Source organism: Cohnella herbarum (genome assembly GCF_012849095.1).
Lineage (GTDB): Bacteria > Bacillota > Bacilli > Paenibacillales > Paenibacillaceae > Cohnella > Cohnella herbarum.
Genome location: NZ_CP051680.1, coordinates 3433822 through 3450022, shown reverse-complemented (window position 1 = coordinate 3450022; position 16201 = coordinate 3433822). Strand labels below are relative to the sequence as shown.

The 16201-nt window shown below is 50.9% G+C and carries 16 protein-coding genes and 1 pseudogene; 16 read left to right on the top strand and 1 reads right to left on the bottom strand.

The annotated features are described in order from the left end of the window. Positions 1–7 precede the first annotated feature (7 nt). Together HH215_RS15400 and HH215_RS15395 are read left to right on the top strand one after the other, a co-directional pair. On the top strand, positions 8–787 hold the full coding sequence (locus HH215_RS15400) for an ABC transporter ATP-binding protein (protein ID WP_169280709.1): 780 nt from the start codon (positions 8–10) through the stop codon (positions 785–787). Beyond that, positions 768–1568 (top strand): ABC transporter permease, encoded by an 801-nt coding sequence (locus tag HH215_RS15395; protein ID WP_169280708.1) that lies wholly within the window; start codon positions 768–770, stop codon positions 1566–1568. Before HH215_RS15400 ends, HH215_RS15395 begins: the two co-directional genes overlap by 20 nt. 23 nt (positions 1569–1591) lie before the next feature. Here HH215_RS15395 and brfA read toward each other — a convergent pair whose 3' ends face one another. Beyond that, positions 1592–1798, bottom strand: coding sequence for a ribosome rescue factor BrfA (brfA, locus tag HH215_RS15390; protein ID WP_254450498.1), 207 nt, complete (start codon positions 1796–1798; stop codon positions 1592–1594). A 156-nt stretch (positions 1799–1954) separates the two neighbouring features. Between brfA and HH215_RS15385 the strand changes: the two genes are divergently transcribed. The 14 genes and pseudogenes from HH215_RS15385 (at position 1955) to HH215_RS15325 (ending at position 16129) form a co-directional block, all read left to right on the top strand. Next, positions 1955–3358 carry an aldehyde dehydrogenase gene (locus HH215_RS15385; RefSeq protein WP_256376724.1) on the top strand — a complete coding sequence of 468 codons (1404 nt, stop codon included), beginning with the start codon at positions 1955–1957 and terminating at the stop codon, positions 3356–3358. A gap of 74 nt (positions 3359–3432) precedes the next feature. Beyond that, positions 3433–4581 (top strand): amino acid deaminase/aldolase, encoded by a 1149-nt coding sequence (locus HH215_RS15380; protein ID WP_169280707.1) that lies wholly within the window; start codon positions 3433–3435, stop codon positions 4579–4581. After that, the gene (locus HH215_RS15375) at positions 4578–5885 is read left to right on the top strand and encodes a D-arabinono-1,4-lactone oxidase (protein WP_169280706.1); all 1308 of its coding nucleotides are present in this window, start codon (positions 4578–4580) and stop codon (positions 5883–5885) included. Before HH215_RS15380 ends, HH215_RS15375 begins: the two co-directional genes overlap by 4 nt. A 38-nt stretch (positions 5886–5923) precedes the next feature. Beyond that, a complete protein-coding gene (locus tag HH215_RS15370) occupies positions 5924–6394 on the top strand; it encodes a DUF1904 family protein (RefSeq protein WP_169280705.1) in 471 nt (156 codons plus the stop codon). Between the two features lie 27 nt (positions 6395–6421). Next, positions 6422–7498, top strand: coding sequence for a metallophosphoesterase family protein (locus HH215_RS15365; RefSeq protein WP_310735599.1), 1077 nt, complete (start codon positions 6422–6424; stop codon positions 7496–7498). A gap of 18 nt (positions 7499–7516) precedes the next feature. Beyond that, the gene (locus tag HH215_RS15360; protein WP_169280704.1) at positions 7517–8122 is read left to right on the top strand and encodes a Uma2 family endonuclease; all 606 of its coding nucleotides are present in this window, start codon (positions 7517–7519) and stop codon (positions 8120–8122) included. 4 nt (positions 8123–8126) lie between these two features. Then, a complete protein-coding gene (locus HH215_RS37040; RefSeq protein ID WP_169280703.1) occupies positions 8127–8228 on the top strand; it encodes a zinc-binding dehydrogenase in 102 nt (33 codons plus the stop codon). Positions 8229–8421: 193 nt separating this feature from the next. Then, entirely contained in the window at positions 8422–8925 is a 504-nt protein-coding gene (locus HH215_RS15350) for a GNAT family N-acetyltransferase (protein ID WP_169280702.1), read from the top strand. A 109-nt stretch (positions 8926–9034) separates the two neighbouring features. Next, positions 9035–9331 carry a transposase gene (locus tag HH215_RS36070; RefSeq protein ID WP_217362261.1) on the top strand — a complete coding sequence of 99 codons (297 nt, stop codon included), beginning with the start codon at positions 9035–9037 and terminating at the stop codon, positions 9329–9331. An 8-nt stretch (positions 9332–9339) separates the two neighbouring features. Continuing rightward, positions 9340–10206, top strand: a pseudogene (locus tag HH215_RS15345) (IS3 family transposase); the annotation flags it as partial. Between the two features lie 394 nt (positions 10207–10600). Further along, positions 10601–11866: an FAD-binding protein gene (locus tag HH215_RS15340; protein WP_169280701.1), complete on the top strand. Its 1266-nt coding sequence runs from the start codon at positions 10601–10603 to the stop codon at positions 11864–11866. Between the two features lie 174 nt (positions 11867–12040). Next, entirely contained in the window at positions 12041–14122 is a 2082-nt protein-coding gene (locus tag HH215_RS15335) for an Ig-like domain-containing protein (RefSeq protein WP_169280700.1), read from the top strand. Positions 14123–14294: 172 nt separating this feature from the next. After that, positions 14295–15794: a methyl-accepting chemotaxis protein gene (locus HH215_RS15330; RefSeq protein ID WP_169280699.1), complete on the top strand. Its 1500-nt coding sequence runs from the start codon at positions 14295–14297 to the stop codon at positions 15792–15794. A 62-nt stretch (positions 15795–15856) separates the two neighbouring features. Then, a complete protein-coding gene (locus HH215_RS15325) occupies positions 15857–16129 on the top strand; it encodes a DUF1294 domain-containing protein (RefSeq protein WP_169280698.1) in 273 nt (90 codons plus the stop codon). Positions 16130–16201: the final 72 nt, after the last annotated feature.

The window sequence follows — 16201 nt, the reverse complement described above, 5'->3', positions numbered from 1 at the left end:
TGAGCCTATGGAGCAGATCGAACTGAAGGACGTCGGGTTGAGTTATTTTACGCTTAAACAAGAGACCGAAGCGATACGCGACATCAACCTGTCGATCGGGCACGGAGAATTCATCAGCATCGTAGGGCCGAGCGGCTGCGGCAAAAGCACGCTGCTCTCCCTTGTTTCCGGCATGCTAAAGCCTACGAAAGGGACCATTCTGATCGACGGTCACGAGGTGTCGGGAACTTCTCCTAAGGTTGGATACATGCTACAGCATGATCATCTGTTCGAGTGGAGGGACGTTCTTAGCAACCTGATGGTCGGAGCGGAAATTCGCCGGATGGATCGCGCCAAAGCGAAGCGGAAAGCTCTGGAGCTGCTAGATCGGTACGGGCTGGGAGAATTCGCGTCGCACTATCCTTCACAGTTGTCGGGAGGGATGCGCCAACGGGTTGCTTTGATTCGCACGCTCGTTGCGGAACCGGATATTTTACTGCTGGACGAACCGTTCTCCGCGTTGGATTACCAGACTCGGCTAACGCTTTCCGAGGAGGTGTTCCATATCATTAAGGATCAAGGGAAAACGGCGCTGCTCGTTACCCACGATCTATCCGAAGCGATCAGCATGGCCGACCGGGTCATGGTCATGTCGAAGCGTCCGAGCACGATCTCTTCGGTCCATCCGATCCGTTTCGACGAAGGAGACGATCTATCCCCATGGAAGAAACGGGAGGCCGGCCGATACACTTTTTATTTCAATGCGATATGGAAGGAGCTTGAGGAGCATGTCGTCCCCTCTTTATGACCGTTTCCTTAAAGTTCAGAGGCGCAAGCTTCGGCTGATCGCATTGACGCGCTTGTCGGTGCTCGCGGCGTTCCTTGTCTTGTGGGAGCTCGCGGCGAGATGGAAATGGATCGACCCAATGTTGACGAGCAAACCCTCGCAGCTTCTGACTTCTTTTCGCGAGCTGGCTTTCGAAGGCAGTCTGTTCAGGCATACTTGGATTTCCGGAGTGGAAACGTTGGTCGGTATCGTCATCTCCATGGCGCTCGGAACGGCTATCGCGGTCTTGTTCTGGTGGTCGACATTCGCCTCCAAGGTGCTGGAGCCTTATATCGTCGTATTGAATGCTCTTCCGAAGGTGGCGTTAGGCCCGATTTTCTATATATGGCTCGGAGACCGCTACTCGATATACGGCATGGCGGTCGCGATCTCGATTATCGTAACGATTATTATGGTGGAAAGCGGATTTAGGGAAATCAGCAAAACGAAACTGAAGCTCATGGAATCTTTTGGAGCTACGAAGGCGCAAATGCTGCGAATGGTGCTGCTTCCGGCAAGCGTGCCGCATTTTATAGCGACATTGAAGGTGAACGTCGGATTGACTCTCGTCGGGGTCGTGATGGGAGAATTCTTGTCCTCCAAGGCGGGTCTAGGCTATTTAATCATCTACGGCGGTCAGGTTTTTCAGATGAATCTCGTCATGGTCAGCATTATGATGTTAGCCCTTTTGTCCGTCATTCTGTATGGATTCGTAAACTTGTTGGCGAGATTCGCGCGGAAAAAATACAACTACGAGGCGTGACGGCGGCGGGAAAACGAGGGGAGTCAGAGAGCGTCGGATATGGCGATAAAAAAATCAGCGCCGTCGCGGCTGCCCTTGTGGCGGCAATGCGTTCGGCGCTGCTCTGCTTTCTTGTTCGCTACGACTTGCGTTTGCGGCTTTCTTTGCCATTGCAACCGGCTCATTTCAGGGTTGTTGTTGCCGGCGCGTTCCGTCTTTCGTCGCTGTTGCTTGGATTTCGATATTCCCATTTTCATATGCACCTCCGTGTTTGAAACGATCATACCGCATGATTATCGATGCATGCAACCGCCAATTGTCAGAAAACTATTTACATAAGGGTCTATTTACCTAGATAATTCATTATAGAGGACAAATCGCGAATCGCCTCCGAAGGAGCAAACCCTTTGAACGATAAAAACTCGAATGCGGGAGATTCCGCTTATTTAGATGAGATGATAAGCAGTCAGCAACGGTTCTACCACACCGGAGCGACGAGATCGGTTCGTTTCCGCAAGGAACAGCTTCTCTTGCTTCGGCAAGCCGCACAACGTCTCGAGCCCGAGATGATGGATGCGCTGAAACAAGATTTGAATAAGTCCGAGCAAGAGGCTTACTCGACGGAGATCGGTATTATTCTGAATGAAATCCGGGTTGCCCTTCGGAACGTGCGACGCTGGTCCAAGCCGAAGAGGGTAAGGACTCCGCTAACGCATATCGGCGGCAGCAGTCGCATCGTTCCCGAGCCTCTGGGGACGACATTGATTATGGGTCCTTGGAATTACCCGCTGCAATTAATGCTCGTTCCGGTCGTATCCGCGATCGCGGCGGGCAATACGATGGTATTGAAGCCTTCCGAACTTGCCCCGGCTACGTCCGGTCTGCTTGCCCGGCTTATACGGGAGACGTTCCCGCCGGAATATGCAACGGTTGTCGAAGGCGGCTTGGAGACGAGCACGGAGTTGCTTAAGCGGCCGTTCGACCACATCTTCTTTACCGGCAGCCCCGCTGTAGGACGAGTCGTAATGGCTGCCGCCGCCAAAAGTCTGATTCCGGTGACTTTGGAACTAGGCGGCAAAAGTCCTTGCATCGTTCACAAGGATGCGAACATCGAGTTAGCCGCGAGGAGAATCGTGTTCGGCAAGTGGACGAACGCGGGTCAAACCTGCGTGGCTCCCGATTATTTGCTCGTGCATAAGGAAGTCAAGACGGCTCTGTTGAACAAGATGTCCGAGGTCATCGAGGAGTTCTACGGCAGAGAACCGTTGCAAGACCCGGATTACGGCAAGATCGTGAACGGGCGCCACTTCCGCCGGTTGCTCGATTTATTGGACGATGACGTTCGCATCGTTCACGGGGGACAGTCGGACGAGATTACCGGCAAGCTTGCTCCGACGATATTGGACGGAGTTACGTTGGAATCCAAAGCGATGCAAGGGGAAATTTTCGGTCCGATTTTGCCTGTAATAGTCTATGAAGGTACCGAAGAAATTCTGAATACGGTTCGAGCTCATCCCAAACCTCTCGCGCTTTACTTATTCTCGGGGAGCCGCGAGTTCCAGCAACGGATCATCGAAAGAATTCCGTTCGGCGGGGGCTGCGTCAACGATACGATCCTTCATCTGGCCAATCCGTATTTGCCTTTCGGAGGCGTCGGCACGAGCGGGATAGGGAGTTATCACGGGGAGTTCGGTTTTCAGGCGTTCTCTCATTATAAGAGCATCCTCAAGCAGTCGGATCGTTTCGATTTGCCATTCCGTTATCCGAAATCCAAGTGGGGATTACGCATGATCCGCAAGCTGCTTCGATAAATTGACGCCGAAAGGACGATCTCGCCCTGACTCCCGACTATGAAGCTTACAAGAAATGCTTTGCGAATGTTTCGATGCCGTTCGCTTATTTGGATAGGGAATTGCTCGATCGGAACATACAGGACATCGCCCGCGCGGCGGGAAGCAAAAAGATTCGCGTAGCCAGCAAGTCGATCCGTTCGGTAGAGGTGCTCCGGCATATTTTCTCGTCGGGGGATACGTTTCAAGGAATTATGTGCTATACGGCTGCGGAAGCCGCTTTTCTGGCGAAACAGGGATTCCGGGACCTGTTGCTCGGATATCCGACCTGGGAGCCGGAAGGGATACGTCGATTAATCGAGCTCATCGGCGAAGGTCACGAGATTACTTTCATGACGGATTGCGTCGAGCACGTCGATCGGATCGCAACGATTGGGCAAGAGCTTGGCGTACGCGTGCCGTTGTGCCTCGACATCGACATGTCGTCGAATTTCCCGGGCTTACGATTCGGCGTGTGGCGCTCGCCCCTGAGCGAATGGGATAACGTCAAACCGATCGTAGAGCGAATGATGGAAAGTCCTTGGGTACGCCTCGACGGAGTAATGGGATACGAAGCCCAGATCGCCGGAGTCGGGGATCGGGTTCCGGGAGCCGCGTTGAAGAACGCCGTGATCCGCCAATTAAAACGCAGGTCGATCCGCGAGATCGCGAAACGGAGAACGGAGATCGTTCATCGCATTCAAGCACTCGGAGTCGAATTGCGCATCGTTAACGCGGGAGGCACCGGAAGCTTGTCGAGCTCGCGGGAAGAGGCCCACGTGACCGAATTGACGGTCGGTTCGGGGTTCTACAGCCCGACGTTGTTCGATCACTATCGAGACTTCCGATACCGGCCTGCGGCAGGCTTCGCAGTCGAGATCGTCAGGAAGCCGCGCAACGATATCGTGACGTGCTTGGGCGGGGGGTACATCGCTTCGGGAGCGCCGGGTATCACGAAGCTTCCGCAACCTTACTTGCCGCAAGGCTTGGAATTGATTCCGCTCGAAGGAGCGGGGGAAGTTCAGACGCCTCTGCGGTATCGGGGACGGATTCCCAATTCGCTTAGCTTGGGCGATCCGGTATTTTTCCGTCATGCGAAAGCGGGCGAGCTGTGCGAGAGGTTCGACTCCTTGTACGTGATCTCGGATGGCGTTATCGTTGGGGAATACTCGACCTACAGAGGCATGGGGGAGAACTTCTTATGAGGAAGAGCGGACGAAAGTGGAGCAACTGGTCGGGGCTCGTGAAAGCGACGCCGCAAACGGTCGTCTATCCAAGCCATGTCGAAGAAGTCGTCGACGTCGTTAAGCTATGCCGAAAGGACGGAAGAACTCTCCGCGTCGTCGGTTCGGGGCATTCTTTTACCCCGTTGGCGGCCTCCGATGACGTATTGCTATCGCTCGATCGGATGCAAGGCTTGTTAAAAGTGGATATGGAAGCGCGTACAGCGATCGCGTGGGCGGGGACGAAGCTGAAGACGCTAGGGGAGTTATTGCATACCGAAGGTCTAGCGCAGGAGAATTTGGGAGATATTGATGTACAGTCGATTGCAGGCGCGATCAGCACGGGAACGCACGGCACGGGTTTGCAATTCGGCAATATTTCCACGCAGGTCGTCGGCCTGACTGTCGTGACCGGAACCGGGGAAGTCATGGATTGCAACGAGCAATCGCATCCCGAGCTATTCAAGGCGATGCAGATTTCACTCGGCGCTTTGGGTATTATCGTGAAGGTTACGCTACGTCTGCGACCGTCCTATAGACTGAGCTACGAGAGTGCCAGAGTCCCGCTGAGCGATTGCTTGGACCGTCTTCCCGTCCTAGCGAGCGAGCATCGCAATTTCGAGTTTTACTGGTTTCCATACGCGGAGCCGTGTCAGCTGAAAATGATGAACGAGACCGAGAAACCCGCGACGCCGAGCAGATTCAGCAGTTACGTCAGCGACGTGATTATGGAGAATGCCGTATTCGGAGCGTTGTCTAAGGTATGCAAATATATTCCTCCGCTTAGCGCGTCGGTTAGCAGATTATGCGCGTCGGCCGTCCCGACGAACGGCAAGATCGAGCAAAGCCATAAGATTTACGCCACGAAGCGGCTTGTTCGCTTTAACGAAATGGAGTACAATCTACCGGTCGAGGCGATGGAGACTGTCATTCGCGAGATGCGAGAGACGATGGCGCGCGAGAAATACCGCGTGTTCTTCCCGATCGAATGCCGCTTCGCCCGGGAGGACGACATTTGGCTAAGCCCGGCGTATGGACGGAATTCTGCTTATATCGCCGTCCACATGTACCGCGGCATGCCGCACGAGAAATATTTTGCAGATATGGAACGGATATTCCTTCGCCATGGCGGACGCCCGCATTGGGGCAAGATGCATTCATTGAACGCGGATCGGCTAAGCGCGTTGTATCCGAAGTGGGACAAATTTCTCGCGTTTCGGGCTTTGATGGATCCCGATGGTATCTTTCTTTCTCCTTATCTGAGAAGGATTTTCGCATTAAATTGACGATTACCGGTATTATTTACTGAAGGAGTGCCTATGAAATGCCTCATTTGCTTATCAGGGGAGTATCCCCGGAACAAATTCGCTCGATCAGCAAACCATTAGTGGCGGAGCTGGCCAGTCATTGCCAATGCCCGCCGGATCATATTTTACTTGAATGCTTGCATACGACGGCTTGTTACGACGGGGAAATCGTTCCTTCCTATCCGTTCGTAGAGATAAACTGGTTCGAACGGGGACAGTCCGTTCGGGATCAAGCCGCGGAATGCATCGACAGGCACGTTCGTTCGCTCGGCATTGCCGAAGTCGAGGTCGCGTTCAGGACTTACGAAGCGAATAGTTATTATGCCAATGGGATCAAGCTATCCGTTAATGGAGAACTGCAAGCTCTCCAAGCGGAAAATCAGCGGTTGAAGGATGAGCTTAACAAAGCTAGAAAAGCGTTGCAATCGAATCAGACAAACTCGAATTCGTACATGTCGAGCAAGTTATACGATGCTTTGAGAGAATAGGTTGCCGACTGCGAGGCAGGGGGATTCATGAACAAGAGGAACCTGACTTTTCGTCCGGACGGGACGTTCACGATCGTACAATTCACCGACTTGCATTGGAAAAACGGCGGGCCGTCGGATCAACGCACCCAAGCGCTGATGGAGAGCGTATTGGCGGCGGAGAAACCGGATCTGATCGTATTTACGGGAGACGTGATCGAGAGCTTGGGCTGTAAGGATCCTTTGCAGTCTTATCGCGACGCGTTATCCGTTGCGGAGAAGAGCGGCATTCCGTGGGCGGCGATATTCGGCAATCATGACGCGGAGGATAACGTGACAAGGGAGCAGTTGATGGCCGTCCAGTTGGAGCATTCGGGGTCGGTGGCCGAGGCCGGCCCTTCCGAGTTGGACGGTGTCGGCAACTTCGTCGTCCGGGTGTCTGATTCTCGGGGCAGTACGGCAGCGGCTCTTTATTTTCTCGATAGCGGCGGGTATTCGAGTTTGCCGTTCGTGAAAGGGTATGACTGGATCCGCGATAGCCAAGTCGGATGGTACCGGGAGCAATCCCATGCGTTGAAAGAGGAGAATGGAGGGGATACGGTTCCTTCCTTGATGTTCTTCCACATTCCTTTACCGGAATATCGCGAAGTCTGGGATAGAGGAATTTGTTACGGTCATCGATACGAGAAAGTACAATGTCCCCGGCTCAATTCCGGATTGTTCTCTGCCATGGTTCACTCAGGGGGCATGATGGGCACCTTCTGCGGCCACGACCATATCAACGATTACTCCGGTGAATGGCATGGGATTAAGTTATGTTACGGAAGAGCTACCGGGTACAGCACTTATGGACGTTTGTTCTATCAGAGGGGGCCCGAGTTATCCGACTCCGGCAAAATCATCCGAGCTTCGAGACCTGGTATCGGCTCGCCAACGGGAAGAAATTACGGAAAGCAAGCAAACATTCCCCTAGGTGGTATTCTCGGGGATAAACTTATAGCAGGACGAATTGACACGGCTCGACATTTCATTCATACTGCAAATATATGGATATTACAGAGGGAGCACCTCGTTAAAGCCGGACACGAAACGTGTTGCTTTGACGGGGGCATTTTTATTTTCTAAGCGGGAAGGGCGGGGCGAATGGCATCGAAAAAAACGAATAAAGATCGGGTCAAGGAACAGCCGGTGACCTATGAAATCTATGCGGGAATACCCGACGACGGGCGACGTTACGAGGTCCTCGAAGGCGAGTTGGAGTTGATGTCTCCTGGGTCGTCCGCCGTTCATCAGATGGTAGGCATGGCTCTGTCTCTTATCGTACAAAGTTGTAGTTCCGAGTACGTCATTCTTACAGCCCCATTGGACGTTATTTTAAGCCGGACGAACGTTGTGCAACCGGACTTGGTCATGATTCATCGGAACCGTGCGCAGATCGTGAGTATACGAGGTATCGAAGGCGTACCGGATCTCGTCGTCGAAGTATTGTCGCCGAGTTCCCGCAAGAAGGATCGTCTGCGGAAGCTGAAGATCTACGCTGAGCACGGTATACCGGAATATTGGATCATCGACCCGGCGACTCAGACGCTGGAGCAGCTTGAACTGATCGGAAACGGCCGGCGATACGAGATCGTAAATCTGTACGAGAACGATGACGTCGTTGCTTCGGGCAAGCTGCCTTGCGTCTCTTTCGCAGTTAGCGAGCTGTTTAAGGATGAGATCGTTAGAAGGTTGCTTGCGTTAAATTAAGCAGATGCAACTAGCAGTTGTGTTCCCCTTAGAGGAAACCGCCAAAGCACATGAAAAAAGCGAGAGCCGCCGAGCGCGCGGTAAAATCATCGTCCGCGTACTGTAGTGGTAAAGCCAAGGGTCTTTACTTTTCCTAGTAATGAGGTAGTTTGAGTATTTCGAGGACTTGCATTCCGACTTTTCGTTGAAGGCTGCCGACATCAATGTCGGTAGCTTTAAGCGCTTACGGAGAGGATTTTGAACCAGCTATGTTGAATAAAAGGAGTTCCATCCCATTGAAACGTCTGGAGGTATAATTGTTGGAGATCCGACTATTAAGCGCAGAAGATGCGGAAATATATCGCGAGCTAAGACTACATTCCTTGAAAGAGAACCCCGCAGCTTTTTTGACTTCTTTCGAGATGGAGATAGCAAAGCCATTTGAACAAATACAGCGAAATCTTAGTCCAACAGATAATCGATTTACTTTAGGTGCTTTTAACGTTAATGAACTTATTGGTATGGTCACCTTTGTAAGGGGAAGCAACCCGAAAACCATGCACAAAGGAAATGTTTTTGCTATGTACGTTTCTTCTATTTATCGTGGAAATGGAATCGGCAAAATGTTAATAGATGAGCTAATTAAAAGGGCGAGTCAGTATGACGGGCTTGAGCGGATTAATTTAACGGTGATTTCAAATAATTCAGCGGCCAAGCGACTATATGAAAAAGTTGGTTTTGTAGGATATGGAATTGAACGGAACGCTCTGAAATCGGGGGTTCACTATTGGGATGAAGAGTTAATGGTGCTGCAATTACGCTAACGGGCCGGAGTATTATTTTCTAACGGCTGCCATGCAGCTAGAATAGAAAGTGGACACCTCATAAGAACTAACAGATAATAAAAAACAATAAGAAGATGAGGTGTCCGGTATGGGTGAGAAGAGACAGCGTTACAGTGAAGAGTTTAAAGAACAGACTGTTAAATACATTCAGGAACAGACAAAGACATTGCCCCAGATCGGAGAAGATTTAAACATCCCAAGTGGTACGTTAAAACAGTGGATGACCAAGTACCGCAAGTTTGAGAATGAACCGCTTGTAGATCGTGCGACCCTTCACCAGAAAGATAAGCAACTGATGGAGCAAGAACGCACGATTGAGGATCTCAAGGAAGAAATCGCTATCCTAAAAAAGGCCATGCACATCTTCAGCAAAGAAAGGAACTAAGGTTCCAATTCATCGAAGATCATCGCTCCGAGTTTCGAATGGAGAAGATGTGCACAGTTCTATGTGTATCACGGAGCGGTTACTATAAATGGCTTCTGGAGAAGACCGTCCAGAACAGTTATCAGAAGCGTCGCAGAGCGCTATTGGCGCGAATCACCTGGCTTTTCCTAGACGCTCACAACAGGTATGGTAGCCCTAAAATCACAAAACTTCTACGAAAAGAAGGTTGGACAGTTTCTGAACGTTTAGTAGGGAAAATCATGCATGAGAATGGTTTACGTTCTTGTGTATCTAAGAAATTCCGAGTGACCACCACTGACTCGAATCACGATCAACCTATAGCACCAAATGTGCTGAATCAGGATTTTAAGACGACTGCACCTAACAAGATTTGGGTAACCGATATTACCTATATACCGTGCCGTGAAGGTCGTTTGTACCTCGCCAGCGTTCTGGATTTATATACCCGTAAGATTGTGGGCTGGAAGCTCGCAGACCGGATGACAACCGATTTAGTGCTTGCAGCGCTTGATCAGGCATACAGTACGCACAAACCTCCCAAAGGGCTTATACACCACTCTGATCGGGGTTCGCAGTATGCATCAGATGAATACCGTGAAAGGTTAAAGCAATATGGCATGGAAGCAAGCATGAGCCGCAAAGGTAACTGCTACGACAACGCCTGTATCGAATCGTTCCACAGCGTGCTGAAGAAGGAGTTTATTTACTGTACGAAATTTCAAACGAAGGCGCAGGCGCAACAAGAGATGTTTGTATATATTGAGCTCTTCTACAACCGTAAGAGAATACATGGTTCGCTAGGTTACTTATCACCTTCGCAATTCGAAGCTCAGTACTATAGCAGTATTAAATAAACGCTCTTATAGCGTGTCCACTTTCTTGACAGAGGTCCACCACGGCCGCTATTTAGTCGAAAACTAGTGTTTCAAAATTCTAACGGAGCTGGGAGCCTCTATTTATGATAAAATGCCATGATTTCACTATCAAACATCCAAATAAAAGCGCTGATTTCCGTTAGATTTTGAAAAGAACCTTTTTGAGCAGAATAACGTCTGCTGGTTCCGCTAGAATTATGCTGCCCATTGATGTTTCGTCCGTTCTAATCGGACTTCGGTTTGAATTGCATGATGTGCGAAAGAAAAGAGTAATGAAAATAGAATTGTACTTTTGAGAGATGATGTTTCCGGCGATTAGGCTCGTTTTACTGTCAGGCGATAACAATCCACATAGGGCAAGGAGCGTGAAGAAATGCAAAACGATCGAAACTGGGCAGGGAACTACAGGTATAGCGCTTCGGAACTTCATGTTCCGGAAAGTATAGAGCGAATAAAAGAATTAGTGGCCGGCAGCCGTCGAATAAAAGTGCTGGGGACGCGTCACTCGTTTAATGGAATCGCCGATTGTACCGATAGCCTTCTCTCTCTCCAGAAGTTCAATAGAGTAATAGAGTTAGATCGGAACAACAACACGGTAACGGTCGAAGCCGGAATCCGATATGGAGAGTTGAGCCAATACCTTCACGGTTACGGTTATGCGTTGCACAATTTGGCGTCTCTTCCGCATATTACGGTTGCGGGCGCATGCGCAACGGCTACGCATGGTTCAGGCGACCGGAACGGAAATTTGGCTACAGCGGTTCATTCCCTTCAGGTCGTCACGGCGAATGGGGAGACGGCGGAGTTCTCACGTGAACTACATAACGGGGACATAGCGGGAGCAATCGTCGGACTGGGAGGATTGGGCGTAGTTACGCAAATGACGCTCGAAGTGGTTCCGGAATTTCAGATGAGTCAGTACGTATATGACAACTTGCCTCTAGCTCAGCTTAAAGAACACTTCGAAGATATTTTCTCCAGTGCTTATAGCGTCAGTCTGTTCACGGATTGGAAGGAGGCAAAGTTTAATCAAGTCTGGCTAAAGAAAAAGATTACCGATCCATTCTCTTACGATGAGGCTTCTGAATTTTACGGCGCTACACGAGCAAACGAGCATAGGCACCCGGTGCCAGGGTACACGTCCGAAAATTGCAGCGAACAGTTGGGGATTCCGGGACCTTGGCACGAACGGCTTCCGCACTTTCGCATGAATTTCACCCCAAGCGCCGGAGAGGAATTGCAAAGCGAGTATTTCGTGCCGCGCGAAGTTGCCTATCACGCATTGTGCGCGATTGACGAGATACGAGATTACATATCGCCGCTTCTTTATGTTTCCGAGGTCCGCACAATAGCCAAAGACAATCTGTGGATGAGTCCATGTTACGACCGGGAGTCGGTTGCTTTTCATTTTACATGGAAGCCGAATTGGGGGTCGGTGCAGGAAGTGTTGCCGATGATCGAAAAACAGCTAGCCCCTTTTAGCGCTCGTCCGCACTGGGCCAAGCTGTTTACAATGCCTGCTGTCCGACTGCAATCGCTCTACGAGAAGCTGCCGGATTTTCAACGATTGCTTCTCCGCTATGATCCGGAAGGAAAGTTCCGCAACGCGTTTTTGAATGAATATATTATGCGGAGGTAACTCATAACCGCGCTTCTGCCCGGAATAACTCTGGACAAGTTGTTACCATTCGTATCTTTTTGTTAAATATTTTCTCATAATAGAAACAAATCGTATCCGAATTGCGTCAAACCTTTCAGATCGCCGCAAATGAAGCCGTCAAGGAAGTAGCGGAGACCATGAGGAGGTAGCGGGATGAGGAAAATCATTGCGGGTATGCTCGTTATGCTGATGCTGATAAGCAGTCCGATTACAGCCTTGGGAGCATCGAATTTATCGACTGAACAGAAGTTCGAGGTGCTTAAACAGAAAAATATTTTTACCGGCTTTGCGGATGGCAGCTCGCGGTTATACGATACGATGTCGCGGGAGCAGTTGGCCGCCGTGTTGTTTCGCTTGCTGGAGCTTCCCGCGCAAAGTTCGTCGCCGAGCTATGACGATGTGTTGAAGACGCGTTGGTCCTATCAAGAAATCGAGACGGTTACCCGCACCGGCTTAATGAACGGTACGAAAAAAAGAATCTTCTCGCCGGGGAGCAACGTGACGGTAGAGCAGTTAGCCGCGATTTTCATTAGAAGCTACGGGGTATCCGAAGGCGGAGGAACTCCGGTGACCGGCAAAGTGTCGAAATGGGCGCGAGGCGTCGTCAGCATGGCCTTGGATCGGCAACTTATTCCGCAACTGAGCGACTATACCGTCGACGCGACGCGGGGACTATTGGTCGATGCGGCTTATGCCCTGTATGAGGACGCGCATATCGATCCGCTGCTCGTTCGCTCGGTAGAACAAACCTCTAATCAATCCGTCAGGGTGAACTTGCTGCAGTGGACGAATCAGACGGATAACGTCACGGACAAAGATCGTTTTACGTTGAAAGACGCATACGGCAGCATTCGCACCGTTTATCAAGCCACTTTAAGCCAAGACGGAATGTCTATCGTTTTATGGACGGATCGCCAGGTCGGGAACCTGCTTCACTTGCTAACGATTGACGGGAATACGTGGAGTTACACGTCCGCGCCGGATGATACGACAAAGCCCCAAATTATCTCGCAGCCGGTCAAACTGCCTAACCGGGCGTACGAAATTACGTTCTCCGAGCCCGTCGAGATGACTTCCGCGACGAATTCGTCCAACTATCAATTCAGCAACGGGTTGAAGCTGACATCTCTGCAGCTTTCGCAGGATCTGCGCAAAGTGACTTTCACGACTTCGGAGCAATCGGACGGAAGAAACTATCAGCTTACGGTTCGGAACGTCAGGGACATCGCCGGAAACGTGATGGACACGAGAAACGACCTAACGATCTTGGGCAGCAACGATAGCTCTAAGCCGAAAATAACCGAAGTGAAGATCGATTCGAATACCGCGCTCATCACCGTTAAATTCAACGAAAAAGTCGACCCGCAATATGCCGTACAAACGAATCGTTACGCGATAGATAAAGGCTTGGCGGTCGTTCAAGCGATACTGGATAACGAGGGGAAAACCGTCACGCTCAGAACGACGCCTCAGCAAGATGCAATCGTATATACGCTGACGGTAAGCGGCATTCCCGATATTGCCGGTAACGTCATGGATACGTCGACGAACTGGAAATTCGGAGCGGTTGCCAACCCCGTCGTTCAGGCGAAGTTGCAAAGCATAGTCGCAATAAACAAAAACACTCTGGAGATTACCTTCAATAGAGCTTTATCCGATTCCGACGCGAATAACGTGAAATTAAGCGAACTGAAGGATAATAATTCAGGGGTATCGATGACGGAGTGGAAATCGTTCGTCCAAAGAAAGCCGGAAAGCGACCGGGCGGTTACGATCCAATTCCGCAACAAATCGAGCAATCCCGAGCTGTTCCGCAGCGGTCATGTCTATGCTGCCCGAGTAACGGGCGTCGCCGCGTTGGATACTTCCAACAATGCGGACGTTGCCGAATTCGCGGGTACTTCCGTGGAAAACTTGCTGCCATTCGTTACGCAGGTCATCGTGCTTGACCGTAAATCGGTCAAAGTCATGTTCAGCGAGCCTGTCCGGAACGTGGATGAAGCGGCTTTCCAAATTCGCGACGCGGATGGCCGCAACGTAGACATCGATTATGACGAGCTTAACGATAAAGGGAGGATCGTCAGCGAGGTCACGTTAAGACTCGATGACGATCTGGAAGGCAACAGGAGATATGGGATGGCCTTTAGGAAAGACGTCATTACCGATGCCGCGCAATGGAACGGATTAAAGACGGCGGATGGTGATCAACCTTACATCGTGCCTTTCAACACCTAGATAATCATGTATTCGTTAGCTACAGCCGGCCTCGTGTTTCGCATCGCGAAACATGGGGCTTTGTGGTGCCGTCGGGCTATATTCAAACGGCTCCCCTCATTGTACAATGGGAAAGGATTGAATTCCCTAACCGAGCGGAAAACGATATCATGCGTCATCGGGAGTGTACAACTTGCATTTGCATTCTAAAAATAGGTTAATGTTCCAATTAGCGCTTGGGGTCGTGATTCTGTCCGTCATTACGCATGCGATCTATCAAAATCAGTCCGGACATCATGGATCGAACCTAGAACAGTATCGCTGGCTGACATGGACGCTGTTCGTACTACCGCTGATCTCGATCGGTTTAAGCGCGTTTGGATTGTTTAAAGGAACGGTTAGCCGGGTTCCGCTTTACAATACGCTAACCTTAACGCTCTCTAGCATATCGATCATTGCGGGGGCCGGAGGCAGGGTCGAGTTCCATTTCTCCATCTTCATGGTCATTGCCATAATCGCTTATTACGAAAGCATATCTCTGATCTTGATCTCGACGGCTATATTCGCGGTGCAACACTTGGGAGCCGGGTTGTTCTTGCCTGACGTCGTATTCGGAGATCATGAATATTCATTCTCGATGGTACTCGTCCATGCGCTCTTTCTTATTTTCACTTCGGCTTCCACGATTGTCCAAATTCGATCCGGTAAGCGATATACCGCGAAGTTGGAAGAAGAGAAAAGAGAGAAGGATCGGTTGATCCGCGAGACGACCGAGCAGGTACGCGAAACTTCGGTTCAGCTTGTTCAAATCGTTCAAGCGTTATCCCGTAACGCCGTTAAGTCTCTCTCCTCGGTGGAGGAGGTCGCGGAAGCGATCGGCGAGGTCAACGACTACGCGGGGAAACAGGCGATATCTTCTAACGAAAGCGCCGGAGCGATGGAAGAGATGGCTGTCGGCATTCAGCGGATAGCCGAATCGTCCAATCGGCTTGCCGATGCTTCGGTCGAGATGGTTGAGCGTTCCGAAGCAGGCAGCGAATCCGTGCTTGGCGCCATCGATCAGCTTGACCGCATCAAGAAATCCACGTTAGCGGTTTCCGAAGCCGCTGCCATACTTGAAGCCAATACGCAACGAATTGGCGGAATCGCCGCAACGATAACCGATATTTCCGCGCAGACGAACCTGCTGGCGTTGAACGCATCGATAGAAGCGGCTAGGGCGGGAGAGTTCGGTCGCGGATTCGGAATCGTCGCGTCGGAGGTTCGTAAGCTTGCCGAACAATCCAAGCAATCGGCCATGCAAATCGCAAGCTTAATCGAGCAGGTCCAGATTTCGACCGACGTGGTCGTCAATCGGATGGCGGATGGGGTGCAGGAGGTAGAGAGAGGGAGTCAGATCGTTAAGAATGCCGGTCATTCCTTCGCGTCTATACTGGAAAGGGCGCATTCCCTATCCGACCGGATCGGCGATATCTCCGCGGCATCCGAGCAAATGTCGGCCGGATCGGAGCAGGTCGTGGCGTCGATCGACGAAATATCGCAATCGTCGGGCGACATCGCTTCCAGGGTTCAAACCGTGTCTTCGTCCTCGCAAGAGCAGAGAGTGTCGATGGAGGACATTACTCAATCCATCCGCAATGTGGAGTCGCTTGTCCAATCGTTGGACAAGCTTGTCGGGCAGTTATCCAATTAGAGTACAGCCATTAAGGCGCGGGTTATAAGCAAACGACCGCGCGTGCAAGGGGGAACGCAGTTATGCTGCTTTTGATCGGTTATTATATCGTCGTGAATCTTATCACGGTCTATTTAATGGCGCACGATAAGTCGCAGGCAAGGAAACACGGCAGAAGGGTGCCGGAAAGAAACTTATTTCTATGGGCGCTGATCGGAGGATCCGTGGGAGCAATTATTGCGATGAGAGTTTGGCGTCACAAAACGAAGCATATGACATTCGTCGTCGGCATGCCCGCGATATTGGTCGCGCAGGCGATCCTCGTATTGTGGTATAACGGTACGACCGGTCATTAATATCATAGACAAAGCAAAACGGATGCTTCAGGCTCTAAGAGCTGAATGCATCCGTTTGTCATTGAGGCCTAT